Source organism: Streptomyces sp. NPDC047108, assembly GCF_040643575.1.
In the GTDB taxonomy this organism is placed as follows: Bacteria; Actinomycetota; Actinomycetes; order Streptomycetales; family Streptomycetaceae; genus Streptomyces.
The window spans coordinates 292,287-316,987 of the sequence record NZ_JBEYUP010000007.1 but is presented as its reverse complement, the minus strand read 5'-3'; the positions used below and the strand labels follow the sequence as shown (position 1 = coordinate 316,987).

Annotated in this window: 18 protein-coding genes; 3 read left to right on the top strand and 15 right to left on the bottom strand. The window is 69.8% G+C overall.

Translation table 11 applies throughout. The annotated features are described in order from the left end of the window. Positions 1-20: 20 nt before the first annotated feature. The 11 genes from ABZ822_RS17725 to ABZ822_RS17675 form a co-directional block, all read right to left on the bottom strand. Positions 21-1,298, bottom strand: a complete 1,278-nt coding sequence (locus tag ABZ822_RS17725) for a thymidine phosphorylase (protein WP_360854232.1) — start codon at positions 1,296-1,298, stop codon at positions 21-23. An 11-nt stretch (positions 1,299-1,309) separates the two neighbouring features. Next, positions 1,310-1,723, bottom strand: a complete 414-nt coding sequence (locus tag ABZ822_RS17720; RefSeq protein ID WP_360854088.1) for a cytidine deaminase — start codon at positions 1,721-1,723, stop codon at positions 1,310-1,312. Continuing rightward, positions 1,720-3,012 carry an ABC transporter permease gene (locus ABZ822_RS17715; protein ID WP_360854085.1) on the bottom strand — a complete coding sequence of 431 codons (1,293 nt, stop codon included), beginning with the start codon at positions 3,010-3,012 and terminating at the stop codon, positions 1,720-1,722. Before ABZ822_RS17715 ends, ABZ822_RS17720 begins: the two co-directional genes overlap by 4 nt. After that, positions 3,009-4,118, bottom strand: a complete 1,110-nt coding sequence (locus tag ABZ822_RS17710; RefSeq protein ID WP_360854082.1) for an ABC transporter permease — start codon at positions 4,116-4,118, stop codon at positions 3,009-3,011. Before ABZ822_RS17710 ends, ABZ822_RS17715 begins: the two co-directional genes overlap by 4 nt. Next, positions 4,115-5,698 (bottom strand): ABC transporter ATP-binding protein, encoded by a 1,584-nt coding sequence (locus ABZ822_RS17705; protein ID WP_360854229.1) that lies wholly within the window; start codon positions 5,696-5,698, stop codon positions 4,115-4,117. The genes ABZ822_RS17710 and ABZ822_RS17705 overlap by 4 nt, the downstream gene beginning before the upstream one ends. 169 nt (positions 5,699-5,867) lie before the next feature. Further along, complete coding sequence (locus ABZ822_RS17700) at positions 5,868-6,899, bottom strand: BMP family ABC transporter substrate-binding protein (RefSeq protein ID WP_360854078.1); 1,032 nt, start codon at positions 6,897-6,899, stop codon at positions 5,868-5,870. A gap of 154 nt (positions 6,900-7,053) precedes the next feature. Beyond that, positions 7,054-8,280, bottom strand: a complete 1,227-nt coding sequence (locus ABZ822_RS17695; RefSeq protein WP_360854226.1) for an amidohydrolase — start codon at positions 8,278-8,280, stop codon at positions 7,054-7,056. Between the two features lie 144 nt (positions 8,281-8,424). Further along, the gene (locus ABZ822_RS17690) at positions 8,425-9,690 is read right to left on the bottom strand and encodes a hypothetical protein (RefSeq protein ID WP_360854224.1); all 1,266 of its coding nucleotides are present in this window, start codon (positions 9,688-9,690) and stop codon (positions 8,425-8,427) included. Positions 9,691-10,193: 503 nt separating this feature from the next. After that, positions 10,194-11,126, bottom strand: coding sequence for an N-acetylneuraminate synthase family protein (locus ABZ822_RS17685; RefSeq protein ID WP_360854075.1), 933 nt, complete (start codon positions 11,124-11,126; stop codon positions 10,194-10,196). A gap of 17 nt (positions 11,127-11,143) precedes the next feature. Continuing rightward, entirely contained in the window at positions 11,144-12,343 is a 1,200-nt protein-coding gene (locus tag ABZ822_RS17680; protein WP_360854072.1) for an acylneuraminate cytidylyltransferase, read from the bottom strand. Between the two features lie 56 nt (positions 12,344-12,399). Continuing rightward, on the bottom strand, positions 12,400-13,728 hold the full coding sequence (locus ABZ822_RS17675; RefSeq protein WP_360854070.1) for a DUF6716 putative glycosyltransferase: 1,329 nt from the start codon (positions 13,726-13,728) through the stop codon (positions 12,400-12,402). Positions 13,729-13,915: 187 nt separating this feature from the next. Here ABZ822_RS17675 and ABZ822_RS17670 point away from each other — a divergent pair, with 187 nt between their 5' ends. The 3 genes from ABZ822_RS17670 to ABZ822_RS17660 all read left to right on the top strand — a co-directional run bounded on the left by ABZ822_RS17670 (position 13,916) and on the right by ABZ822_RS17660 (position 17,609). Continuing rightward, positions 13,916-14,893, top strand: coding sequence for a glycosyltransferase family 2 protein (locus tag ABZ822_RS17670; RefSeq protein ID WP_360854067.1), 978 nt, complete (start codon positions 13,916-13,918; stop codon positions 14,891-14,893). After that, on the top strand, positions 14,893-16,398 hold the full coding sequence (locus tag ABZ822_RS17665) for a polysialyltransferase family glycosyltransferase (protein ID WP_360854064.1): 1,506 nt from the start codon (positions 14,893-14,895) through the stop codon (positions 16,396-16,398). The genes ABZ822_RS17670 and ABZ822_RS17665 overlap by 1 nt, the downstream gene beginning before the upstream one ends. A 137-nt stretch (positions 16,399-16,535) precedes the next feature. Beyond that, complete coding sequence (locus ABZ822_RS17660) at positions 16,536-17,609, top strand: acyltransferase (protein ID WP_360854221.1); 1,074 nt, start codon at positions 16,536-16,538, stop codon at positions 17,607-17,609. A 192-nt stretch (positions 17,610-17,801) separates the two neighbouring features. Here ABZ822_RS17660 and ABZ822_RS17655 read toward each other — a convergent pair whose 3' ends face one another. The 4 genes from ABZ822_RS17655 to ABZ822_RS17640 all read right to left on the bottom strand — a co-directional run bounded on the left by ABZ822_RS17655 (position 17,802) and on the right by ABZ822_RS17640 (position 24,377). Continuing rightward, positions 17,802-18,548, bottom strand: a complete 747-nt coding sequence (locus tag ABZ822_RS17655; RefSeq protein ID WP_360854061.1) for a hypothetical protein — start codon at positions 18,546-18,548, stop codon at positions 17,802-17,804. 32 nt (positions 18,549-18,580) lie between these two features. Beyond that, positions 18,581-19,156 carry a hypothetical protein gene (locus tag ABZ822_RS17650; protein WP_360854059.1) on the bottom strand — a complete coding sequence of 192 codons (576 nt, stop codon included), beginning with the start codon at positions 19,154-19,156 and terminating at the stop codon, positions 18,581-18,583. Between the two features lie 61 nt (positions 19,157-19,217). Further along, complete coding sequence (locus tag ABZ822_RS17645) at positions 19,218-19,601, bottom strand: hypothetical protein (protein ID WP_360854056.1); 384 nt, start codon at positions 19,599-19,601, stop codon at positions 19,218-19,220. Positions 19,602-19,820: 219 nt separating this feature from the next. Beyond that, complete coding sequence (locus tag ABZ822_RS17640; protein ID WP_360854053.1) at positions 19,821-24,377, bottom strand: DUF6531 domain-containing protein; 4,557 nt, start codon at positions 24,375-24,377, stop codon at positions 19,821-19,823. Between the last annotated feature and the right edge of the window lie 324 nt (positions 24,378-24,701).

Genomic DNA, 24,701 nt, shown 5'->3' with positions numbered 1-24,701 from the left:
CCGAACGGGGAAACCGCAGGTCAGGCGATGCGGTCCAGCACCACCGGGGTCGGCTGGAACGCCGCGTCCGCCGGGGCCACGAGGACGCCGCCGTCCAGGGCCTCCAGCGCGTAGGCGAACTTCTCCGGGGTGTCGGTGTGGAGCGTCAGCAGCGGCTGGCCCTCCGTCACCGAGTCGCCCGGCTTGGCGTGGATCTCCACGCCCGCGCCCGCCTGCACCGGGTCCTCCTTGCGGGCGCGGCCCGCGCCGAGGCGCCAGGCCGCCAGGCCCACCGCGTACGCGTCGAGGTCGGCCAGGCGGCCGGACTCGGACGCGGTGACCACGTGCTGCTCGCGGGCGACCGGCAGCGTCGCGTCCGGGTCGCCGCCCTGGGCCGCGATCATGCGCCGCCAGACGTCCATCGCCGAGCCGTCCGCCAGCGCCTTCGCCGGGTCGGCGTCGGGCAGCCCCGCGGCGTCGAGCATCTCGCGGGCGAGCGCGAGGGTGAGCTCGACGACGTCGACCGGGCCGCCGCCCGCCAGGACCTCCACGGACTCGCGGACCTCCAGCGCATTGCCCGCGGTGAGGCCGAGCGGGGTCGACATGTCGGTGAGCAGGGCTACGGTCCTCACGCCGTGGTCGGTACCGAGACCGACCATCGTGGAGGCCAGTTCGCGGGCGTCCTCGGCGGTCTTCATGAAGGCGCCGGAGCCGACCTTCACGTCCAGCACGAGCGAACCCGTGCCCTCCGCGATCTTCTTGGACATGATCGAGGAGGCGATGAGCGGGATCGCCTCGACCGTGCCGGTGACATCGCGCAGCGCGTACAGCTTCTTGTCGGCGGGTGCGAGGCCGTCGCCCGCCGCGCAGACGACCGCGCCGGTCGAGCCGAGGACGTCGAGCATCTCCTCGTTCGAGAGCCGGGCCCGCCAGCCGGGGATGGACTCCAGCTTGTCGAGCGTGCCCCCGGTGTGGCCGAGGCCGCGGCCCGAGAGCTGCGGAACGGCCGCTCCGCAGGCGGCGACCAGTGGGGCCAGCGGCAGGGTGATCTTGTCGCCGACGCCGCCCGTGGAGTGCTTGTCGGCGGTCGGGCGCGGCAGGGACGAGAAGTCCATGCGCTCGCCGCTGGCGATCATCGCGGCGGTCCAGCGGGCGATCTCGGCCCGGTCCATGCCGTTGAGCAGGATGGCCATCGCGAGCGCGGACATCTGCTCGTCGGCGACCTCGCCGCGCGTGTACGCGTCGATGACCCAGTCGATCTGGGCGTCGGTCAGCCGGCCGCGGTCGCGCTTGGTGCGGATCACCGAGATGACGTCCATCGAGGTCTCCATCAGACGTTCTTTCGTTGGCGTTTGAGGTCGGCGGCGCCGAACGCGTAGGGCAGCAGCTCGCTCAGCGGACGGGGTCCGGAGTCGGAGTCGATGAGGAGCTGCGGGCCGCCGTGTTCCCACAGGAGCTGGCGGCAGCGGCCGCACGGCATCAGCAGGTCGCCGTCGGGGTCGACGCAGGTGAACGCGGTGAGCCTGCCGCCGCCGGTCGCGACCAGCTCGGAGATCAGGCCGCACTCGGCGCACAGCGCCACCCCGTAGGAGGCGTTCTCCACATTGCAGCCGCCGACGATACGGCCGTCGTCCACGTAGGCCGCGGCGCCGACGGTGAAGCCGGAGTACGGGGCGTAGGCCCGGGACATGAGGTCCCGGGCCCGCGTCCGCAGGGCTTCCCAGTCGTAGGAGGACTGATTCACTTGCCCTGGCCCTTCCGGTATGGCCTGCCGATGGCTTTCGGTACCCGCAGGCGTTGCGCGGCCAGGGAGAGGACCAGCAGCGTGGCGACGTACGGGGTGGCGTCGACGACCTCGGTCGGCACCGTGTCGGTGAAGAAGTACCAGGCCGTCAGGAGGACGGCGATGCCGCCCGCCGTGAGCGCCTGCCGCAGCCGGCCGGAGCGCAGACCCCACACCATGAGCGCGACCAGCAGCGCGGCGAGGAGCAGCAGCAGACCGTGCACGGTCTCGCCGCCGCCGCGGAGCTGGAGGCTGTCGGTGAAGCCGAACAGCCCGGCTCCCATGGCGACTCCGCCCGGCCGCCAGTTACCGAAGATCATCGTGGCGAGACCGATGTAGCCGCGGCCACCGGTCTGGCCGTCCTGGTAGAAGTGCGAGGAGACGATCGCGAGGAACGCGCCGCCGAGCCCGGCGAGACCGCCGGAGACGAGCACGGCCGCGTACTTGTACGTGTAGACGTTGACGCCGAGGGACTCGGCGGCGACCGGGCTCTCACCGCAGGACCGCAGGCGCAGGCCGAACGAGGAGCGCCACAGGATGTAGAAGGTCGCGAAGAACAGGCCCACGGCGAGCAGCGTCAGCCAGGACACGTCCGTCACCAGACCGCGGAGGATGCCCGCGGAGTCGGAGACGAAGAACCAGTCGTGGCGCTCGATCGAGCCCAGCCACCCCGACAGACCCGGGATGTTGAAGGTGCCGAGGGAGTCCATCGGCGGGGACTGCTTGTCGTTGCCGCCGGCCAGCGCGGCCTCGCTGCCCTCCTTGCCGAACAGCAGCTTCGCCAGGTACTGCGCGAATCCGAGCGCCAGGATGTTGACGGCCACACCGGAGATGATGTGGTCGACGCCGAAGGTGACGGTCGCGACCGCGTGGATCAGGCCGCCGAGCAGACCGCCGACGATGCCCGCGACGACCGCCCACCAGGGCCCGTACTGCCAGCCGGCCCAGCCCGCGCCGAAGGTGCCGAGGATCATCATGCCCTCGAGGCCGATGTTGATGACGCCGGCCCGCTCCGACCACAGACCGCCGAGACCGGCCAGGCCGATCGGCACGGCCGCGGCGAGCGCGCCGCTGTACTGGCCGCTGGAGGTGAGGTCGTTGGCGCCGGTCAGGGCGCGCAGCGCGGAGAGCGCGAGGAGGACGCCCGCGATGATCAGCAGGACCACCGGGTAGCTGAGCTTCTTCCTGCCGCCGCTCTGCCGCGTGCCGCCGGGCTCGCGCGCGGGCGACTTGGCCGTGGTCGCGCTCATGCGGACACCTCCGCGTCCTTGTTCTTACGGGCCTGGGCGGCGAGCTGCGCGCCGACCTTGCGCTGCTGGCTCTTGAGCCCGTAGCGGCGCACCACTTCGTAGGCGATGACCACGCAGAGGACGATCACGCCCTGGATCACGCCGACGATCTCCTGGGCGTAACCCTCGAACTCGAGCTGGCTGCCGGTGCGCTCCAGGAAGCCCCAGAGCAGCGCGCCGAGCGCCATGCCGAGCGGGTGGTTGCGGCCGAGCAGGGCGATCGCGATGCCCGTGAAGCCGATGCCGACGGGGAAGTCGGTGCCGTAGTTGTACGAGACGCCGAGCAGGGTCGGCATGCCGACCAGGCCGGCGACGGCGCCGGAGAGCACCATGCTGGTGACGACCATGCGCTTGACGCTGACGCCGCTCGCCTCGGCCGCCGACTCGGACCGGCCGACGGCACGGAGGTCGAAGCCGAAGCGGGTGCGGTTGAGCCCGAACCAGTAGAGGAAGCCCACGATCACCGCGACGACGATGAACCCGTCGATCGGGTCGGGGGTGGTCGGGAGGGTGAAGAAGTGGCTGGACGCGGGGATGTTGGGCGTGTGGATCAGGTTGCCCTCCCGCTCGCCGAGCCGGGAGGCCGCCAGGAAGTAGCCGATCACCGAGGCCGCGATGGCGTTCAGCATGATCGTGCTGATGACCTCGCTGACACCGCGGGTGGTCTTCAACACGCCCGCGATACCGGACCAGATGGCACCGACCAGCATCGCGACGATGATGATCAACGGGATCTGGAGGAAGCCCGGCAGGGTCAGCGCGCCGCCGACGACCGCCGCGAAGAAGGCCGCGATGCGGTACTGGCCGTCGACGCCGATGTTGAAGAGGTTCATCCGGAAGCCGATGGCGACGGCGAGCGCGGACAGGTAGTACGGGATCGCCTTGTTGATGATCCAGACCTGGCTGTCGCTCTTCGAACCGTAGTCGACCATCACCTGGAAGGCGTGGATCGGGTCGTCGCCGTCCGCGACGAGGATCAGCGAGGTGATGACGAGCGCGGCGACGATGGCGAGGACGGGCGCGGCGAGCCCGAGGATCAGCCGGTCCTTGTCGAACTTGAGCTTCACTTCTCGCCTCCCTCGTCCTCGTGGTGCTCGAGGTGGCCGCGGGCGGCGCCGGTCATGGCCGAACCCAACTCCTCCGGGGTGATGGTGGCGGGGTCCGCGTCCGCGACGAGGCGGCCGCGGAACATGACCCGCAGACTGTCGGAGAGCCCGATGAGCTCGTCCAGGTCGGCGGAGATCAGGAGCACCGCCAGGCCCTCGTGACGCGCCTCGCGGATCTGGTCCCAGATCTGCGCCTGCGCGCCGACGTCCACGCCGCGCGTCGGGTGCGCGGCGATCAGCAGCTTCGGCCGGTGGCTCATCTCGCGGCCGACGATCAGCTTCTGCTGGTTGCCGCCGGACAGCGAGGCCGCGGTGACCTCGATGCCGGGGGTCCTCACGTCGTAGTCCCTGACGATGCGCTCGGTGTCGGTGCGGGCGCCCTTGAGGTCGAGCAGGGAGCCCTTGCTGTTGGGGCGCTCGGTGACGTGGCCGAGGATGCGGTTCTCCCACAACGGCGCTTCCAGCAGCAGTCCGTGGCGGTGCCGGTCCTCGGGGATGAACCCGATGCCGTCCTCGCGGCGCTTGCGCGTCGGAGCCTGCGAGATGTCGGCTCCGTCGAGGGTGATGACGCCGCCGTCGGGCCGGCGCATGCCCATGACCGCCTCGACCAGCTCGGCCTGCCCGTTGCCCTCGACGCCGGCGATGCCCAGTACCTCGCCCTTGTGGATGGTGAGGGTGATGCCGGAGAGCACGGCGCGTACCGCACCGTCGCTGTCGGTGGCCGAGAGGTGGAGATCGGAGACCTGCAGCATCGCGACGTCGGTGACCGTGGACTCCCGGGTCTCCGGCGACGGCAGCTCGGTGCCGACCATCAACTCGGCGAGCTGCTTGGGCGTCACGTCGGCGGGGTGGACGGACGCCACCGTCGTACCGCGCCGGATGACGGTGATGTCGTCGGCCACGGACAGGACTTCGCCCAGCTTGTGGGAGATGAAGAGAACCGTGAGGCCCTCCTCCTTCAGCTCCCGCAGGTTGTCGAAGAGCGCGTCGACCTCCTGCGGGACCAGGACGGCGGTGGGCTCGTCGAGGATGAGCGTGCGCGCGCCGCGGTAGAGGACCTTGAGGATCTCCACGCGCTGGCGGTCGGCGACACCGAGATCCTCCACGAGCACGTCGGGCCGGGCGTTCAGCCCGTAGGCGTCGGAGATCTCCATGACCTTGGCGCGTGCCTTGGCCCCGATGCCGTACAGCTTCTCGGCGCCGAGGACGACGTTCTCGAGCACCGTGAGGTTGTCGGCCAGCATGAAGTGCTGGTGGACCATGCCGATTCCGCGCGCGATGGCGTCGGCCGGGCTGTGGAAGGTGACCTTGTCGCCGTCGACCGTGATGGTGCCCTCGTCCGGCTTCTGCATGCCGTAGAGGATCTTCATCAGGGTGGACTTGCCGGCGCCGTTCTCGCCGACGAGGGCATGCACGGTGCCTCGTCTGACGGTGATGTCGATGTCGTGGTTGGCCACAACTCCGGGGAACCGCTTGGTGATCCCGTGAAGTTCTACGGCAGGGGCACTGTCTGCCGGCGTGCTGCTGCTGGACGCTTTGATGGCGCACTCTCCTCGGGGGAAGGAGCCGTGTTCTTGGGAGGGCGGAAAGGCGACGCTATCGCGCGCTACGGCACGCTACGCGCGTAGCGTCGGAACGAGGGCGCGGGCTCGGCAGAAGAGGTGCTCCTCCTCTGCCGAGCCCGGAAGTCCGGTCAGAGCGGACCGTCGGTCAGGGGCTTTCCTTGACCTTGACCTCGCCGCTGACGATCTTCTTCTTCGCGGCTTCGATCTGGGCCTTGATGTCGTCGATGAACCCGCCGGAAGTGGCCAGGCTCACACCGTCCTTGGAGAGCGGGTAGGCGTTGGTGCCGGTGAGCGGCTTGCCGTCCTTGACGCTCTTGACCACGTCGAACACGGCCACGTCGACGTTCTTGACGACCGAGGTCAGGATCGAGCTCTTGTACTTGTCCAGACCGGGCTGCTGGTACTGGTCGGAGTCGACGCCGATACCCCAGGTGCCCTTCTTGGCGTTGACCGCCTCGATCGAGCCCGCACCGGACTGGCCGGCGGCGGTGTAGATCACGTCGATGTTGCGGTCGAGCATGCCCTTGGCCTTGGAGTTGGCCGCGGCCGGGTCGTTGAAGCCCTTGTCGTTGTTGGCGTACAGGTACTCCGAGCTGACCTTGACGTCCTTCTTGGTGTCCTTGACGCCCTGCTCGAAGCCGGCCTGGAACTTCTGGATCAGCGCGTTGTTCACACCGCCGATGAAGCCGACCTTGTCGGTCTTCGTCTTGAGCGCGGCGGCGACGCCGGCGAGGTACGAGCCCTCGTGCTCGGAGAAGACGATCGAGTCGACGTTCTTGCCCGGGGAGACGGCGTCGACCACGGCGAAGGTGGTCTTCGGGAAGTCCTTGGCGACCTTCGTGATGGACTTGCCGTAGTTGAAGCCGACGCCGATGACCGGGTTGTAGCCGGCCTCGGCCAGCGAGGTCAGCCGCTGCTCGCGGTCGGCCTCGGTCTCGCCGTTCTTGGCCGTCAGCATCTTGGCACCGACGCCGAGTTCCTCCTTGGCCTTGTCGACACCGCGCGCGGCGGACTCGTTGAACGAGTGGTCGTCACGGCCACCGACGTCGAAGGCCAGGCCGACGCCCTTGTCCTTGCCACCGGCGGACTCGGTGGACGACTCGCCGCAACCGGCGGCGGTGAGTGCGAGTGCCGCGGTAGCGAGGCTCGCGGCAGCGATCTTGACTATCCGTCGCAAGACGGCACCCCTTCACTGACTAGATGCGCTCTGACCGGCGCTGGTTCGCCGCATCGTAACGCGCGTAGATGTCAGATAAAGGCCAGGTTCGAAGCCGTTATCGATTCGACGCGTAGCGGCATCGACGCATACGCCTACGGACCGTGAAATCCCCTTATGGACGGTGCCCGTCGAGCAGGGCAGCCGCCGTGAACAGCTCCGCACCGACCGTGATCGCTTCCTCGTCCACGTCGAAATCACCGCAATGCAGATCCCTCCGGGTCGTGTCGCCGACGGGCCGGACGCCCAGCCGCGCCATCGCGCCGGGCACATGCTCCAGATACCAGGAGAAGTCCTCGCCGCCGAGGCTCTGCTCCGTGTCCTCGACAGCGTACGGCCCCCGGCGGACGGCCATCGCGTCGCGCAGCAGCTCGGTGCTGCCCGGCTCGTTGACCACCGGCGGGACACCGCGGATGTAGTTGATCTGCGACTTGGCGCGATGCAGGGTCGCGACCTCGTCGATGGCCGCGTGCACCAGGTCGGGGGCCGCCCGCCAGGCAGGGAGGTCGAGACAGCGGACCGTGCCGGACAGTTCGGCGTGCTGCGGGATGACGTTGCAGGCGTGGCCCGCCTGGATTCGGCCCCAGGTGACGGAGAGACCGGAGCGGGCGTCGATCCGCCGGTTGATCAGCGCGGGAACCTCCGTGGCGACCTTCGAGGCGGCCGTGACCAGGTCGGTCGTCAGATGCGGCCGTGCGGTGTGGCCGCCAGGGCCGTCCAGCGCCACTTCGAGCCGGTCGCAGGCGGAGGTGATCGGGCCCGTCCGCAGGCCGACCACACCGACCTCGACCTTGGGATCGCAGTGGACGGCGAGGATCCGTCCCACGCCGTCCAGCACGCCCGACTCGATCGCGTCGGGCGCACCACCGGGCAGCACCTCCTCGGCCGGCTGGAAGATCAGCCGGACCGGGTTCGGCAGGCGGCCCTCCCGGGCCAGCTCGGCCAGGACCAGGCCCGCGCCGAGGACAGCGGTGGTGTGCACGTCGTGACCGCAGGCATGGGCCCGGTCGGGCACGGTCGAGCGGTACGAGACCGTCTTGGTGTCCGGAATCGGCAGGCCGTCGATGTCCGCCCGCAACGCCAGCATCGGCTGCGCGCCGTCCCAGCCCTCGGTGCCGATGTCGCAGACGAGCCCGGTGCCGACGGAGAGGACCCGCGGCTCGAGGCCGGCCTGCTCCAGACGGGCCATGAGGGCGGCGGTCGTACGGAACTCCTGATGACCCAGCTCGGGATGCATGTGCAGATCGCGCCGGAAGGCGATGAGCTCGGAGCGCAGGGCGTCCGGGACCGTCCCGGGCAGATCGGGATGCGCGGACAGGGCGGCTTCGGTCTCGGGGGACATCAGTTGGTTCACCCTCTGAAGAATACGACTGCCGACCGGGCAACTGTCCTTCGATCAACAAAAGTTCAGCCGGATGGGGCGGAAAAAGTCGCGGCGGGCCGCATGAGCGGACCCGCCGTTGGGTATGACCAGAGGTTCACTTTCTCAGGGCGCCGCCGCGGGCACGGACGGCAGTCGCTGCACGTCACGGGCGGTGCCGGTGACCCCGGACAGAAAGCCCTGGGCCCGCGGGGACGCCGTATCGGTCAGCCAGGCCGGATCGATGTCGCAGACCGCGACTTTGACCTCCGTACCCGCGAGGGCGAGCGGAAGGGTGTGCACCACCGTCGACGGGAAGCTCAGGATCGTCCGCCCGATGGGTCCGCGCCGGGCGATCAGCTCCAGCGGCAGGTCGGGCCGTACGATCTCCAGCCCCGTCTCCTCGGAGAGCCGCTTGAGCTTCTCGGTGCTCTCGCGGCGGTGGGCGAAGTAGCGCGTCGCGCCGTGTGCGCGGGCGAGGGAGCGGACCGCGTCGATGTAGCGGTCGAGGTCCACGACGCCGGTCTCGGCGAGCGAGGTCCCGACCAGGTCCGAGCCGCGGGTCAGCGAGGGCGGCCCGAAGCGCGCCCGGGTCCAGGCGAAGTCGTTGGCGGTGACGGAGACGCCGTCGGGCGGCTCGACGGGCATCGAGCTGAACACCTCGACGGTCCTGCGGCCCTCGCGGGGCGTGAGCCTGCGGCGCGCGAGGGCGGACACCGGGGCGAAGACGGCGTCGCGCGGCCCGCGGCCCCGGCCGGTGCGGTGCCAGCGCACCAGGCGCTCGCCGCGCGCGAGCTGCGAGACGAACTCCATGGTGGCCGTGCCGTCGTCCACGACGATCAGGTCCCGCGCGCCGGTCAGGGTCAGCAGGAGCTGGACGTACCGGGAGAACGGGTCGCCGATCACGATCCGGCGGGCCCGGCGCAGCGCGGGCGTCAGGGCGCCGATGGTCTGGAACGGCGCGGCGGCCCCGCCGCGTGCGTCCTCCCAGCGGACGGCGAAGCCCTCGTCCCGCGCCAGTTCGGCCATCCGGCGAAGCTGGCCGCGGGTCATGGGGTCGTTCGGGGAGAGGACGACGACGGTGAGGGTGCCGTCGTGCGCGGAGCGGGCGGGCTGTGGCTGCGGGCGGCCGGGCGCGTGCCGGAGGGCCGGGTCGTCCTCGTTCTCGTCGTGCCGGGTCCTCCCGTGCCGCCCGGCCGCGGCGGTCCCGGGCTGCGCGGCCGGGTCGCTTCCGGGCTGCCCTGCCGGGTCGCTTCCGGTCCGGTCGGCCGCCGCGGTGCGCCGGGAGTCGGCGTACGCCCACTCCAGGACGTTGAGGAGCTGGACGGGGCTCTCGACGAAGGCGAGGGTCTCGCCGGAGCCTCGTACACCCCCGGCACCCGCGGAACGCACGGATGCGGCGGTCGGCGGCGGCGGTGCGGAGGCCGGGTCCGCGGACGCCGGCGCGCCCGGCTCCCGGCCGTGCGCCTCCCGGGCGGAGCCGCCCGCTGCGGGGCTCGTGGACGCGCCGTCCCCCGGCTCGTCCCTCAGCCCTTCGCCACCGCCGGGCGGACGCGGGCCCGCAGATCCCGACGTCCGCTCGGGGCCCGGGTCATCCGCACCCGCCCGGCCCGCCGTACGCGCCAGGTCCGCCGTACGCGCCGGGTCCGCGGACGCCGTTGCGGCCCCCGGGCCCGCCGGGGCCGCGGGCCTCTCCGGCGTACGCCGCTCCAGGGCCCCGTCCGCCGCTCCGTGCGGTTCCGCCCGCCGCGGCGTGTCGACGGGCCCAACAGGTGCGCTCACCGCGGTCACCTCGCGTTCTCGCGCCGGTCCGCCCCGTCCTGCGGGGGCGGACCGGCTGGGGAGACGGGGCGAACCCCGTCCACATGCCTTGAGCGGGTCCCCACGCTCCGAGGTCAGACCGCGGCCGGCTCGCGGACCTCGGCCTCGCCCTCGGCGATGACACCGGGGACACGGCGCAGCTTCTTCATCGGGCCGAGCTCGCTCTCGTAGACCTTCTTGATGCCGTCGCCGAGCGAGTCCTCGATCGCGCGGATGTCGCGGACGAGGCGCTGGAGGCCCTGCGGCTCGACCGAGGCGGCCTGGTCCGAGCCCCACATGGCGCGGTCGAGGGTGATGTGGCGCTCGACGAACGTGGCGCCGAGGGCGACCGCGGCCAGCGTGGTCTGCAGGCCGGTCTCGTGGCCGGAGTAGCCGATCGGGACGTTCGGGTACTCGGCCTGGAGGGTGTGGATCACCCGCAGGTTGAGCTCCTCGGCCTTGGCCGGGTACGTGCTGGTGGCGTGGCAGAGCAGGATGTTGTCGCTGCCCAGGACCTCGACCGCGTGACGGATCTGCTTCGGCGTCGACATACCGGTCGACAGGATGACCGTGCGGCCGGTGGAGCGCAGGGCGCGCAGCAGCTCGTCGTCGGTGAGCGAGGCCGAGGCGACCTTGTGGGCCGGGACGTCGAACTTCTCGAGGAAGGCGACGGCCTCGGTGTCCCACGGGGACGCGAACCAGGCGATGCCCTTGTCCTTGCAGTACGCGTCGATCTGCCGGTACTCGTCCTCACCGAACTCCACGCGGTGGCGGTAGTCGATGTAGGTCATGCGACCCCAGGGGGTGTCGCGCTCGATGTCCCACTGGTCGCGCGGGGTGCAGATCTCCGGGGTGCGCTTCTGGAACTTCACGGCGTCGCACCCGGCGTCGGCGGCGGCGTCGATGAGCTTGAACGCGTTCTCCAGCTCGCCGTTGTGGTTGATGCCGATCTCGCCGGTGATGTAGACGGGACGGCCCGGTCCGGCGATCTTGTCGCCGAAGGTGCGGAGGCGCGAGGTGGTGCTCATGTAGGACAAATCCTTCTCTAGAGGGAGGGGCCGAGAATCCATGAGGCGATCTCTCGGATCGCCCCGTTGCCACCGGGGGTGGAGGTGACCGCGCGTGCGGCGCCGCGCACGACGTCGTGCGCGCCGGAGACCGCGACCGGCCAGCCGACGAGGCCGAAGCACGGGAGGTCGTTCACGTCGTTGCCGACGTAGAGCACGCGCTCAGGGGCGATGCCCTGCTCCTCGCACCACTGCTTGAGTGCGAGGTCCTTCCGGTCGATGCCGTGCAGCACGGGGAGCTTGAGCTTCCGTGCCCGTGCGGCGACGACCGGGTTCTGCTCCGTGGACAGGATGAGCATGTTCAGCCCGGAGCGGCGCAGTGCCGCGATCCCGAGGCCGTCGCCGCGGTGCACGGCGACCATCTCCCGTCCTTCGGAGTCGACGAGCACCCTGTCGTCGGTCTGGGTGCCGTCGAAGTCGAGTACCACCGCGTCGATGTCGTCGCGGGTGGGGAGCGCGCCGGGGCGCGGCGCGTCGAGGAGCGGCGCGAGGGCGCGGGCGCGCGCCAGGTCGTGCGGGTCGTCGACCTCCAGCACGCGCGCGGGGTCGGTCCGTACGAGTTCGGTACGGCCGAAGAAGCGGTGCCCGGCCTCGCGGAAGCCGGTCGCGTCCATGGCGTACGCGGCGCCGGTCTCCAGCAGGTCCTGCGGCCGGTCCTGGCGGCGCGGGCGGTACGCCTTGTCGTGGTTGATGCCGTAGCCGCCGTCCAGGTCGGCCTCGCCCACCCCGTCGGCGCCGTCCCGCCACACGAAGCCGTGGAAGGGCGCGACGGTCAGCGCGCTGTCGGCGCCCTCCTCGACGATCGCGGCGGCGACGCCGTCGATGTCCTCGCGGGCGATGAACGGGCTGGTGCACTGGACGAGCAGCACCGTGTCCACCGCGCGCCCGTGCATCGCCTCGTGCGCGTCCATCGCGTGCAGTACGGCGGCCTCGCTGGTCGCGGTGTCGCCCGCGATGGCGGCGGGCCGCTGCACGACGTCGGCGCCGGCGCCGCGCGCCGCGGCGGCGATGCCCGCGTCGTCGGTCGAGACGACGACATCGGTGACGACCCGGCTCGCAAGGCACTCGCGTACGGCGCGCACCACCATGGGCACGCCCCCGACGGCGGCGAGGTTCTTCGCGGGCACGCCCTTCGACCCGCCTCTCGCGGGGATGACGGCCAGCACGGTGGGGGGCATCGGGGCTCCTTCGGGGAGTTCGGCGGCTCGCGTCCGCGCGGCCGGGATCAGGTCGGTCACAGCTCCCCCATCCGCCGGATGACCGGAGCCACCCGCTGGACGCCGTGCCGGTAGGCGCCGCGCGCCGCGTCCCGTACGGCGCCGCGCACGATCCGCCGTACGCCGCCGGTCTCCTCGCTCACCGCGCTCGCCCCGGGCAGCGGCTCGCCGGTCGGGTCGAGGTGGTGGCGGGCGAGGATGCCGGGCAGATAGCCGGGCGCGGTGGCGGACGTGTAGTACGGCGTCAGGTGCGGCAGCGACCGGTCCGCGAGGAGTGCGGCGACGCGCTCGCGCGCGGCGGTGAACGCGTCCTCGTAAGCCCCGTCGGCGGCGACGCCCTGGCAGCTCAGCCACAGCGCGTCGGGCTCCGGGCGGTGGCCCGCGTCCAGCTCGTCCCAGGAGGCGAGGCAGCCCGAGCCGAGGAAGTGGTGGTTGCCCAGCGCCTCGCGGACGCCGAGGTCGGTGAGGACGGCGGTGGGGATGCGGCGGTGCAGGGACTCCAGGGCCGCGGTGGAGCTGATGGTGACGAGCAGGTCGGTGCGGTCCAGCACCTCGCCCATGTGCCCGTAGACGAGGCGGCAGTTGGCGGGCAGGCCGCCGGGGATCTTCGCCGCGAGCTTCTGGTACGGGAGTTCCTCGATGTGCGTGGTGTGCTCGCCGGGCTTGCTCCGCAGCTTGACCTGGACCTCGCGGTCGGGGTGCCGGCGGGCGTGCTCGGCGGCCCGCCGCAGCAGGTAGAGGCGGTCGGCGCGGGTGACGGGCACGGAGGGCTGGGCGGCGAAGACGACGGTGTACGGGCGGCTCCCCCGGGCGTTCCCGTCGTAGGGCGCGCCCCCGAGGAAGGGGAGCGCGGTCTCGACGACACTCGAGGTGTCGGCGCCGACGCCCCGGTAAACGGAACGGAAACGCATCGCGTCGTGCCGGGAATTGGCCAGCACGAGATCGGCGCCGTGGCGCAGCAGCAGGCCGTCGGCCAGCTTCTCGTAGACGACGCCGACGTAGCCGGTGACGACGACGGGGCGCATCGCCCGGCCCGCCCAGGTGCGGGCGAGACCGTGCAGCACGGCCTGGACGGCGCCGCCGACGCAGGCGAGGACCACGACGTCGTACACCTCGCGGCCCATGGTCCGCAGGAACTCCACCGCGGTGACCTCGCGCAGCGAGTCCGCGCTCACGCCCACCTCGCCGAGCTGGCGGGGGGTGGGCGTCGCTCGGCCGCGCAGGAGGAAGCCGTCGAACGCGATGTCCGGCACGAGGCGATGGGCGGTGAGGGCACCCCACTTCCATCGGGTGTCGGAATCGGCGAGCACGGCTACCCGCGTACGGTGGCTGCTAGTGGCTGGCACGTCGATGACGCTAGGAAGCCATTCCGATTCGCGGCCCAACTCAGGCGCAACAAAGGGTTAACAGCACATCGACGAATGGAGAATCGGGCCGCGGGAGCGTTCGGTTAACTGTTCCGCCATGTTTCGTTCACCCACAGGCTCACCACAGGTCAAGACGAATGCCAGGGGCGCACCTAGCGTCTCGCGAGTGGTCAAGCTCTCCGTCATCGTGCCGTTCTTCAACGTGCAGACATACGCGCCCGACACCCTGAGAAGTCTCCGCGCGAACGCCGGACAGGATTTCGAATTCATTCTCGTCGACGACTGCTCGTCCGACGGGACTCCGGAAATCCTGGACCGTGCCGCGCGCGATCTCCCGGGAGCCGTCGTCGTACGGCACGAGCAGAACGGAGGGCTCGCCACCGCGCGCAACACCGGCATCGACGCGGCGCGGGGCGAGTATCTGACGTTCCTCGACGGCGACGACTGGCTGCGGCCCGGCTACTACCAGGAACTCCTCGCCGCCATCGAGGAGTTGGAGTGCGACTTCCTGCGCACCGACCATGTGCAGTGCACCGCGCGCGCCCGCTCGGTCCACCGCGTCCCGCACGGCCGCCGCAACGTCGTCATGGACCCGCGCGCCGCCATCCTGCCCGCGGACCGCAGCACCTCGGTCGACTACGCGTACGCCTGGGCGGGGATCTACCACCGGCGCCTGGCCGACGAGGGGATTCTGCGGTTCCGGGACGGCCTGCGCACCGCGGAGGACCGGCCGTGGATCTGGCGGCTGCACCGCGAGGCGAAATCCTTTGCGGTCGTGGGGCTGCTCGGCGTCCATTACCGTCGCGGCGTCGCGTCGTCCCTGACCCAGATCGGCGACGTCCGCCAGCTCGATTTCATCCGGGCTTTCGATCAGGTCGTGGAACAAACCTCACGGGACCCGGAAGCCGACCGGCTTCTCCCGAAGGCGGTGCGCACGTATTGCGCGATCATTTCCCATCATCTCGGCAGCATCGAGAGGTTCGAAGCACCCGTGGCACGTAAGTTGCGGTCCATGAGCGCGGCCGCGCTGAAGCGCATGCCGCAGGACGTACTGCAGGACGCACTCGACTCGATGGACCACGAGCGCGCATCCCGGCTGCGGCGTCTGCGCCGCCGGCCCGTGGGCGCGGAGGTGGCCGCCTGATGTCCGCTCCCACCCCCCGCGGCCCGTCCTCCCCCGTGCCCTCCCCCTCGCCGTCTCCCCGCAGGCTGTCCTCCGGCCGGACGACGCAGATCTACTTCGCCTCCACCCTCTACGGCGCCGCGACGCTCGCCGCCGCTCTCGACGCGGACCTCTTCGGCCCCGCCGACCAGCGCATCCTGCTGGTCAGCAACAACGCCGCGACGCCCGAGACCACCCCCGCCCTGGACTCCATGCCGGGCTTCGGGCGGCTCCGCGGCCGCTTCGACCGGGTGCTGTCGTGGAACGAGACGATCAGCCCGTTCCACCCCGGCGGCTGGTCCCCGCGCCCGGACGACATCCCGCTGTGGGAACGCCATCTGCGGCTGCTGTGGGACCTCGGCGACGACGACGTCGAGCTGGCCGTCGAGTCCATCCAGGTCAATCCGGCCCTGGCGCTCGCCCAGCTCTTCACGGGCGCGCCCGTCGACGTCTACGCCGACGGCCTGATGAGCTACGGCCCCACACGCAACAAGCTCGACCCGCTGGTCGGCACCCGTATCCGCCGCCTGCTCCACCTGGACCTGGTGCCGGGCCTGCGGCCGCTGCTGCTCACGGAGTTCGGCGTCGAACCGCAGATCGTCCCCACGGACGCCTTCACGCGGGTGCTGGCGGAACTGGCGGAGGACTCCGGCACCGCTGAGCCGTCCGGCAGCCCAGAGCCGTCCGGCCTCGCCGGCCTTCCGGACCCGGCGCCGGATCCCGTCCCGGACATCGAGTCCCCGGCGCTGCTGCTCGGGCAGTACCTCTCCGCGCTCGACATCCTCACCGGCGAGGAGGAGGAGCAGCTGCATGTGACGATGTTGCGCGGCGTCGCCGAACTGGGCCACACCCGCGTGGTGTTCAAGCCGCACCCGACCGCCCCGGCCCGCTGGTCGCGGATGCTCGAGAAAGAGGCCGGTGAGCTGGGCGTCGAACTGACCGTCCTCGACTCGCCGTTGCTCGCCGAGGTCCTCTACCAGCGGATGCGCCCGGCCCTGGTCGCGGGCTGCTTCTCCACCGCGCTGCTGACGGCCACCGCGCTGTACGGGCTCCCCGTCGCGCGGACCGGCACGGGCGTCCTGCTGGAGCGGCTGGCCCCGTACCAGAACAGCAACCGCGTCCCCGTGACGATCGTCGACGCCCTGCTGCCGGAGCTGACGGACCCGTCCGCCGTCAGGGCCTGGACCCCGCCCACGGCCGCCGAGGTCGAGGACCGGCTGACGGGTCTGGTCCGGGCCGTGGGGTACGCGATGCAGTCGCAGATCTACCCGGACCTGCGCCCGGACGCCGAGCGGTATCTGTCCACGCGCCTCGACACGGACACCTGGCGGTACTTCAAGCGGCGCCGGCTCACCTCGCTGGCGCTGCCCGGCGCGATCCCGTCGCAGCTCGCCTTCCTGCCGCGCAACGCGACGGTGCGCAGGGTGGCGCGCAGGGCGCGGGCCGTGCAGCGCAGGCTCGCGAAGAAGAGGGCGGCGTTCGGATGAGCGCCGCGGCGGGGACGACGACGCGCCCGGCGCCGGGCCCGCCGGGTTCCGCGGGTCCGTCCGCGGACGGACCGGCCCACGGGCACCCGCCCCAAGGAGGTGCCGCCACCGCGGGCAGGAGTCCGGGGGCGCGCAGCATACGCGGCGCGCCCCCCTCTCCCCGCCTCCGCGCCCTGGACGGACTGCGCCTGATAGCCGCGCTGATGGTCGCCGTCTACCACTTCGGCGGCCGCGACGGCGAGATCAGCGAGGCGTGGGGCACATCGGCGGCGGTCCAATTCCCCACGGCCTCACAGTTCTTCGCGTACGGCTGCCTGGGCGTACAGATCTTCTTCGTCATCAGCGGCTTCGTGATCTGCATGAGCGGCTGGGGCCGCCCCCTCCGCGCGTTCTTCGCGTCGCGCGTCTCGCGCCTCTTCCCCGCGTACTGGGCGGCGATCATCCTGGTGACAGCGGTCTTCGCCCTCCCCTGGGTCGCGTACGAGGCGGTCTCACCGAGCGACGCGCTGGTGAACCTGACGATGCTGCAGCAGCCGCTGGGCGTCGACCGCGTCCTCGGCGTCTGCTGGACCCTCTGGGCCGAACTCCGCTTCTACGCGCTCTTCGCGCTCTTCGTCGTCCTGCCGGGAGCGAACCGGCAGCGCATCGTGCTGTTCTGCGCGGTCTGGACGCTCACGGCGGTGATCGCGGACGCGGCGGACAACCCGCTGCTGGACATCGTGCTGATGCCCGAGTACGCGCCGTTCTTCATCGGCGGCATCGGGCTCTACCTCGTCCACCGGGACCGCCGCGACACGACGGCCTGGGGCATCGTGGGCGCGAGCTGGCTGATCGGCCAGCACTACGCGGTGAGCCGCCTGTGGCACCCGCCGGACCCGGAGTTCTTCTCGTACCGCCCGTCGTACGGGATCGTCGCCGTGGTGACGCTGGGCTTCCTGGCGGTGGGCGCGATCGCGCTGGGCCACCTGCGGTGGGCGAACTGGCGCTGGCTGACGGTCGCGGGCGCCCTGACGTACCCCTTCTATCTGGTCCACGAACACCTGGGCTGGGTCGCGGTCCACGCCCTCCACCGCACGCTGGGCCTCCCGTCGTACGCGACGCTGACGGGCGCGATCGCCGCGATGCTGGCGGTGGCGTGGCTGCTGTACCGCTGCGTGGAGACGCCACTGACGCCGCGGATCAAGCGGGCGCTTGCGACACGGCGGGGGTGAGGGGGCGGTCGGGAGACCCTCCCCTCACGCGAATGAGGCCCGTCCCCCTGACGGGGGCGCGGTGGAGCGGGTGACCGATGCCGCGGATGTGGAGCGGCATCCTTCGCAGCCCATGGCGCGGGCTGCCGGCCGTCGGCTGCTCGCGTGACCGAAGCCCCTGCTGCGTCGGTCCCGGAGCTTCTCGTCAGCTGATCAGCTCCGCAGCGTCGACTCGGCGAAGGTGAGCAGGTCGTCGAGCCCGATCTCTCGCGGAACGCCGGCCTCGGTGTCCCACTCCGCGATGTACCAGGCACCGTGCCACTCGACGCGCCAGACGCTCCCGTGGCAGTTCTCGAACTCCACAAAACTGCCTGGGGCGTTGTCGATTTCGCGTAGCTCCTGCGTGAGCACGCGCGGCTCCGTGAAGCCGCGGCCGGAGCCCGCACTCTTGCCGAGCGTCCGCGTGTTGGCGAAGCGCATCTTGAGAAACGGAACAGGTTCCCTTCGGAAATCCGTCGTTCGCAGCATCCTGATGTAGCGCGTTTCGGCATCGTCGAGGGTTTCAGCGCCGGAGAACTCGCAGCTGTAGGCCGGGAAGACCACGCGAACGACCGGATTGAGTTCCGGACGCTCGAAGGCGTAGAAGTCATGTACCTCGACCGATGCCATGGCCACCGCATCGAAATCGTGTCCGGCAGGGGGCGTGAAGCCGCCCACCGAGCCGAGGTAGCGATTCCGGGCAGCCATGGCCTCTTCATGCTCACGCGAGAATCTCAACACCGCGACGGCGAGGTCACGTTCGTATGAGTCACGGGCACTGAGCTGCAACAACCGCTTCCCGTCGGAGGACAGCGCTCCTGCGAAGTCGATGCCGGGCGCCGGGGACCAGTGCCACGCGGATGCCATTCCGGGGATCGGCACAGCGTTGCGGAACCCGGCGACTGCCGCCTCGAGATTCACGCCCTACCTGCCCGTGGGCATCAACTCAGTGGTCACGCCCTGAAGTAGGCCAGAAAGTCGGCCACCGCTTCTGGCGGGTTGGCCGCCTCGGTGGTCCCAACCTCCCATCCCGGGCAGTCCATGTCGAAGATCACGATGGGCACCCGACGCCCCATGACGTGTTTGAGACACCCGGAGGAGTGCAAATGACGGGCCGTGTCGACGCAGACGTCGGCGAAGTGCTGAGCGAGTTGCTCGTCCAGGCCCTCCTGCTCGCTCTCCGAGATTTCGGCCGCGTCGTCGTACCAGAGCCCGAGCCCTTTGACTTCGTCCACGTACAGCTGAGCCCCGGTGGGGTCGTCCGGGGTGTTGCCGAGTGTGCCGAATCCTTCGAGCAGCCAGTAGGCGTAATTCCAACGGGCCTCCTCCAGATGACGGCCCGGTTCACTGTTCAGCTCCTGCCGGTACTGGCTCTCGGTGTTGTAGCCGATCGCCACGTACGGGCAGCGAGCGTCACCGTCGGTACGCCAGATCCGGAACGAGACCACGTAGATCTCGGACCTCAGGTCTTCCGGGAACGCTTCCAGGGTGCGCTCCGCTGCCTGTTTCAGGTACTGCAGGAAGGACAAGGTGTTCTCCGTCGACACGGTGTCAGAAGTCCGCTCTCACATACCCGCCGGTGCACCGCACTCAGAAGCCCATCGGATTCGGGTGCGGGTTTGCCGCGGCGTCCTCCGACCAGACCAGGCGCTTCCCCAGGTCGTCGCCCATCAGTTCCGTCAGTCGATCCACGGCCCAACCGTTCCAGTACACCGCGCCAGGGGTCTCGGGGATCCGGAATGCTGAGAGCTCCCGAGGCAGGGCCTCCGGGCGGAACACCGTCTTCTTCAGTGGATCCCTCGACTTCTTGGGCTTGGACGACTGTTTCACGTCCACGCAGTCCACCACGTTCTCCACGAGATAGAGGACGTAGCCGTCGTCATCCGCGTTGGCATCCTCTACGCCTACGGGCACGAAGCTTCCTGCCGCCGAGAACTCGTCGCCGACGAGGCCGACCACGCGCAGGCTGAACATCGGTGCTCCCAGGAGCCCGCTGGGGAATTCCGCCGGGCGCCACCGAGGATGTCCGCTCCAGCGCGCGTTGACCGATGTGGGACGGTCCGAAGCCGAACCACCGCGGAGCCATTTGGCCAGTCTGATGTGCTGGCTCATGTCGAGCTGCAGCCTGCGGGTGTCCCCTCCCCCGGGTAGCAACCGGTAGACCGAGAGGGGTTCGGAATTTTCGCTCATTTCCTATGCCGTCCAATAGGCGCCCGGACCGGGCGCTCCTGTCGAGAGTTCGTCCGCGACCTGCCGGCCGATACTGCGCAGTTCCCTCCTGAGCTCGGTGCGGATGGCGCGTGCACCATATCCGTCCGCTGACCTGGAGGCGACGAGGTCCTGGAGATGGTCGTCGAGACGCTGCAGGAAGTCCTGGCGGTGAGTGAAGTTGTGCGGGCTGGGATGGCCGAGGGGGATACCGTTCGCCGCGTCGTTGACATTGACCCGATACCTCTCCAGCAGAGCACGGGCGTTTGCACCCGGCGCCCAATGGCCTCGTGTGCCTCCGGACGGAACGAGATGTGCCGCGGCTTGCCCTCGAGCCGGCCCCCGCCCTTCCCGCCTGAGGTTCCTGCGGAGCCGTCTTGCGTTCTGCCGACAGGTCAAGAGCCCCAAATAGTCTATCCACGCAAGGGGGTTCAGCACGTAGGTGCAAGGGTTGGGCCCGGCTTCCATTCCCAGTGGATCGGGGCTGATGTAGTGGGCGGTCGCCGGGTCGTAGTGGCGGTGATAGTTGTAGTGGAGCTGGGATTCCGGATCGAAGTACTGTCCCGGGAAACGGAGAGGAGTTGAGGTTTCGGCGCTCGCACTCCACGTGGTGAGGCCCCAGAGGGTTGCGTCGGCGCGCCAGGCGATGTCACCTGCTTCCGAGACGAGCTCCGTCGGGGTGCCGACCAGATCCGTGACGATCGCGAAGAACCGCTCGTCGATGACGTCCTGCGGCGCGCCCGCTGCTGATCTGCGCTCCTGTTGCGCCAATGGGCGCGTCCCATCGCGCTCCCAGGTGAGTGTCACCTCCTCGGTGCTGCCCGCGGCGGATGTGGTCTGCTCCACGAGGTGGGGGCCGTCCCAGGTGAAGCGGGTCTCCTCGAGCACGGTCTCCCTGTCCGCGCCGAGCCGCTGCTTCGCGATGCGCCGTCCGAGAGGGTCGTAGAGATACCGCCAGCACGTGCCGTCGGGTGTGATCACGGCCGTGAGTCGGTCCTCCGCGTCCCAGGTGAAGCGCCAGATATCCGGCTTACGGGAGAGCCGTGTGCGACGCCGCAGGACGACGCGCCCGGCGGCGTCGTACTCGTAGTGGACGGACCCGGCGCGCGTGACGCGATTGCCCGCGTACGTACGGTCTCCTCGGCCTTCGGCCAGGGGCTGCCGGTCCGGCCACTGCGCGGACGTCTGGTTACCGGCCGCGTCGTAGGCATAGGACTCGCTCCAGTCGTCGGCACGTACGCCTGTGACCCGTCCAGGGAGATCCAGATCGAAGCTGCGCCGGCCACTGGCCCCGTCCTCAAGAGACGTCAGGTTGCCGTCGGCGCGGTACTCGAAGCTCCTGCGTTCCAGGGGACCGGATCCGCCGGGACCGGTCAGGGTCTGCGCGACGAGGCGGTCGCCGCGGTCCCACTGATGAGCGAGGGTCAGGCCGTGAGGGCCTATCCTCCGGATGGTCTCGCGACCCTGCGGATCGTACGTGGAAGCGATGGCACGCCCGGAGGCCCGGAGAAGCGTGCGGTTACCGGCGGCGTCGTAGGTGAAACCGGTTGACACCCCTGCGGGCGTGGTACGGAGTGTCGGACGGCCGACACTGTCGTAGGTGGTGGTGAGCACCTTCCCGTCCACCACCTGCTCGGTGATGCGGCCGACGCGGTCGTACTGGTACGTCAGCAATGCGTCGGGGCCGACAGCCCGGAGCAGCCGCCCGGCGGGATCGTTGGTGTAGGTCGTCTCCCTGCCGTCCACCGCCTTGCCTATCGGGCTTCCCACGCTGTCGTAGGTGAACGTCAGGCTCTGACCGAGGGGGTTGACCCGGCGTATGAGACGGCCGGTTGCATCGTGGATGTAGCGGAGGGTCCGGTCGTCGAAATCGGTCTCCGAGACGAGGTTGCCTGCTGCGTCGAAGACGTAGTCCCACGTGAGCCCCTTGGGGTTGGCGACCTGTATGAGGCGCAGCTCGCTGTCGTGGGTGAAGCCGTAGCTGACTCCGTCAGGGCCCGTGCGAGAAGCCGGTACCCCGAAATGGGAGTAGGTGAAGCGGGTCACGTGCCCCAAGGCGTCCGTGTAGGTGAGGCTGTTGCCCTCTCCGTCGTACGTCCAGGCCTCGGTGGTGCCGTCGGGACTGGTCCGTTCCGCCAAGTGCCCTTCAACGGTCCAGTTCAGGTGCGTTGTGGCACCCAGTGGGTCGGAGACGGCTGTGATCCGGCCGAAGGAGTCGTAGGCATACCGCGTCTCGGCTCCCAGTGGGTCGGTCTCGGAGATCGGCAGACCGGCGGCGTTGTTGGTCAGGTGCCGTGTCGTCCGCAGGGGGTCGACGACAGATGTCACGGCGCCGGTGCCGTCATGAGTGAACAGCGAGGTGCCACCATCGGGCGCCGTGACGGATACGCAGTTGCCGCGCTCGTCCCAGTCCTGCCGCCAGACCGCACCATTCTGGTCGGTCTCCTCGATCGGCAGGTTCAGTTCGTTGAAGCGGGCCGAGGTCCTCGAACCATCCGGCATGAGGACCGCGGTCAGGTTGCCCGCCTCGTCCCACTCCATATGCGTGCTGTGGCCCAACTGATCCGTGTGGGAGAGGAGGTCGTCCCGGCGGCTCCACTCCTGGAGTACCACGTGGCCGAGCGGACCGGTCTCGGCGAGGAGCTGATACGCGTCGTTGAACCGGTATCGAGTCGCGTGCCCGAGTGAGTTGACTGCGGTCGTGGTCAGTGCGGTGTCGTCGTACTCGAAGGTGTAGTCGAGAATGTTGTCGACGCCATGTGTGGCAGTGCAGCGGTCGTGGTCGTCGTACGCGTACCGGTACCAGGTGCCGTTGCGGTCCTCCCACCCGGAGACTCGGCGACGCGCGTCGTAGAAAAGCTTCTGCGACTCTCCCGAGGAGTCACAGATCCTGTCCAGATTGCCGCACTCGTCATAGCCGTAGCGCAAGAGGGTGGGCTGCTCGGGATGGCTGCGCAGCGTCAGCTCGGTGATCCGGCCGTTCTCGCACGCCATCCCGACGCGATAACCGCCGTGATGAGCCACCTCGTCGGGAGTTCCGTCGGGGTGGTAGGAAATGGTGACCGTGTTGTGGTTCCGGTCGCTGACTACCGCGAGTGGCAATTCCGAAGAGGGCCGATCGGCCAGCGGCCGGAAGGTCAGAGTCCTGCCGGTCTCCGGAGTGTGCACGGTGATGTCGCCGCCGTGCGTTCCGTCCCAGCTCAGGGGCCACTGCGGGCCCTCCACCGGCAGAACCGGCGTGTCCGGGCCAGGCACGGGGTACTCGAGGATCATTCCGTCGCTGCTGGCGAACCGTATCCCGGATGCATCGAGCAGGAGCCGCTGGTCGAGCGTCGAGGTCCAGCTCCGCCCGAAGAACCGGCCGTTGTGGACCCCCGTACGGTGATGGCGCTCGAGGACGAGAGGAAGTTGTCCTGGCAGCTCGACGTCGGTAGCGGACATGACCATCTGCCCGGTGGCCATGTCGATCGGGTCGCCGCAGGTGAAGAGCTTCTTCATCTGCCGGCCCATCGAACGCGCGCCCTTGCCAAGCCCCTTGGCCCCGAGCGCCATGCCCTTGAGCCCGGTCTTGGCCATGGAGAGCCCGCCCTTGAGGCCCTTGGCGAGACCACCGAGGGTGGTCAGACCCTTCATGCCGGGTATGCAGTCCAGGGCGGCGAAGGCGACGTCCCAGAGGGTGGCCTGGCCGTTGAGATATTTGTTGAGGGTGTCGGCAAGGACGACCAAGGCGGCGATCAGGACGATCGCGCCGAGGATGGGCCCGCCGATGATCATCGCGACGATGCCCAGCACGGCGACGACGACCTTGCAGACGGCGACGATGGTGTCCCAGTTGTCCGAGACCCAGTCGATGCCCTCTTCCCACCAACTCCGGTTCTCGATACCCGCGTCGGACGCCTCTTCCAGCTTCTTCTTCGCCTTCGTCGCCGCGTCCTCACGCAGCTTCTTGGCATCCGCGGCCATCTTCTTCGCCGCATCGAGAGCGTTCTGCGCGTTGTCGACGGCCGTCTGGGCGTCGCGCTGCTCGTCCTTGGCGTTCGTGGCGTTACGGGTCGCGGCGCGGACGTCCTTCTCATCCGGAGGCGGAACGTCCTTCTTCTTGCCCGAGTCCTCGTACTCCTTGGCCTTCTTCGACGCCCGGTCCACCCACCCGTTCGCCGTGTCCAACCGCGTATTGGCCGAAGAAAGATTGCGACGGGCCTCACGGCCCTTCTCCAGAGCGCGCCGGGAATCGTCCTGCGCCTTGTCCAAGTCCGGCCAGTAGGCTGCCAGGGCATCGCCGGCCAGGTCGTAGGACTTCTTCAGCTTCCGCAGATTCTTCGGAACATCCTCGAACTCCGCGGTGAACGCATCAGCGGACTTCCCCGCCCACTTCAGCAGCGCATCATCACCAGCCATGCCCTTGATCTGCCGCAACGCATCCCCGACATCATCGGCGAAATCGTGAAGACGCCGCGCCAGAGACTTCACCCGCTCCGGATCACCCGGAACCGGATCCTCCTCCAGATCCAGGACATGCCAATCCGTCGGCCGATTCCCCACCCCGAACAACCCCCGCCATGCAGACCAGAACCCCGTGTGGATCCGAATCTAGCTGCCCTCTGCAGCCAGGCAACAGGGCTCAACAAGTCTGGCCCCAGGCTGACTTGCACTTGAGGGGGGGTGGGCGTCCACCACCGAGGAGTCCGGCCACCCCATCACATTGCTTGGGTAGCCATGACGGCGCGCGCGAGGCGTACGCCGTCACGGCTGCTTGCTGATCTGCCCCGACGTCCATGCGGGCATAGTGACCGAGGACATCGCGGATGTGGCCGCCTGCCAGGCGCCCATGAGCGCATGGAAATCAACGGTTGATCGCTTGAATCT

Bases quoted from the DNA above. Each gene is read 5' to 3' on its own strand.
- ABZ822_RS17725 (WP_360854232.1), bottom strand. From the start codon at position 1,298: ATGGACGTCATCTCGGTGATCCGCACCAAGCGCGACCGCGGCCGGCTG.
- ABZ822_RS17715 (WP_360854085.1), bottom strand. From the start codon at position 3,012: ATGAGCGCGACCACGGCCAAGTCGCCCGCGCGCGAGCCCGGCGGCACG.
- ABZ822_RS17695 (WP_360854226.1), bottom strand. From the start codon at position 8,280: ATGTCCCCCGAGACCGAAGCCGCCCTGTCCGCGCATCCCGATCTGCCC.
- ABZ822_RS17685 (WP_360854075.1), bottom strand. From the start codon at position 11,126: ATGAGCACCACCTCGCGCCTCCGCACCTTCGGCGACAAGATCGCCGGA.
- ABZ822_RS17680 (WP_360854072.1), bottom strand. From the start codon at position 12,343: ATGCCCCCCACCGTGCTGGCCGTCATCCCCGCGAGAGGCGGGTCGAAG.
- ABZ822_RS17665 (WP_360854064.1), top strand. From the start codon at position 14,893: ATGTCCGCTCCCACCCCCCGCGGCCCGTCCTCCCCCGTGCCCTCCCCC.
- ABZ822_RS17645 (WP_360854056.1), bottom strand. From the start codon at position 19,601: ATGTTCAGCCTGCGCGTGGTCGGCCTCGTCGGCGACGAGTTCTCGGCG.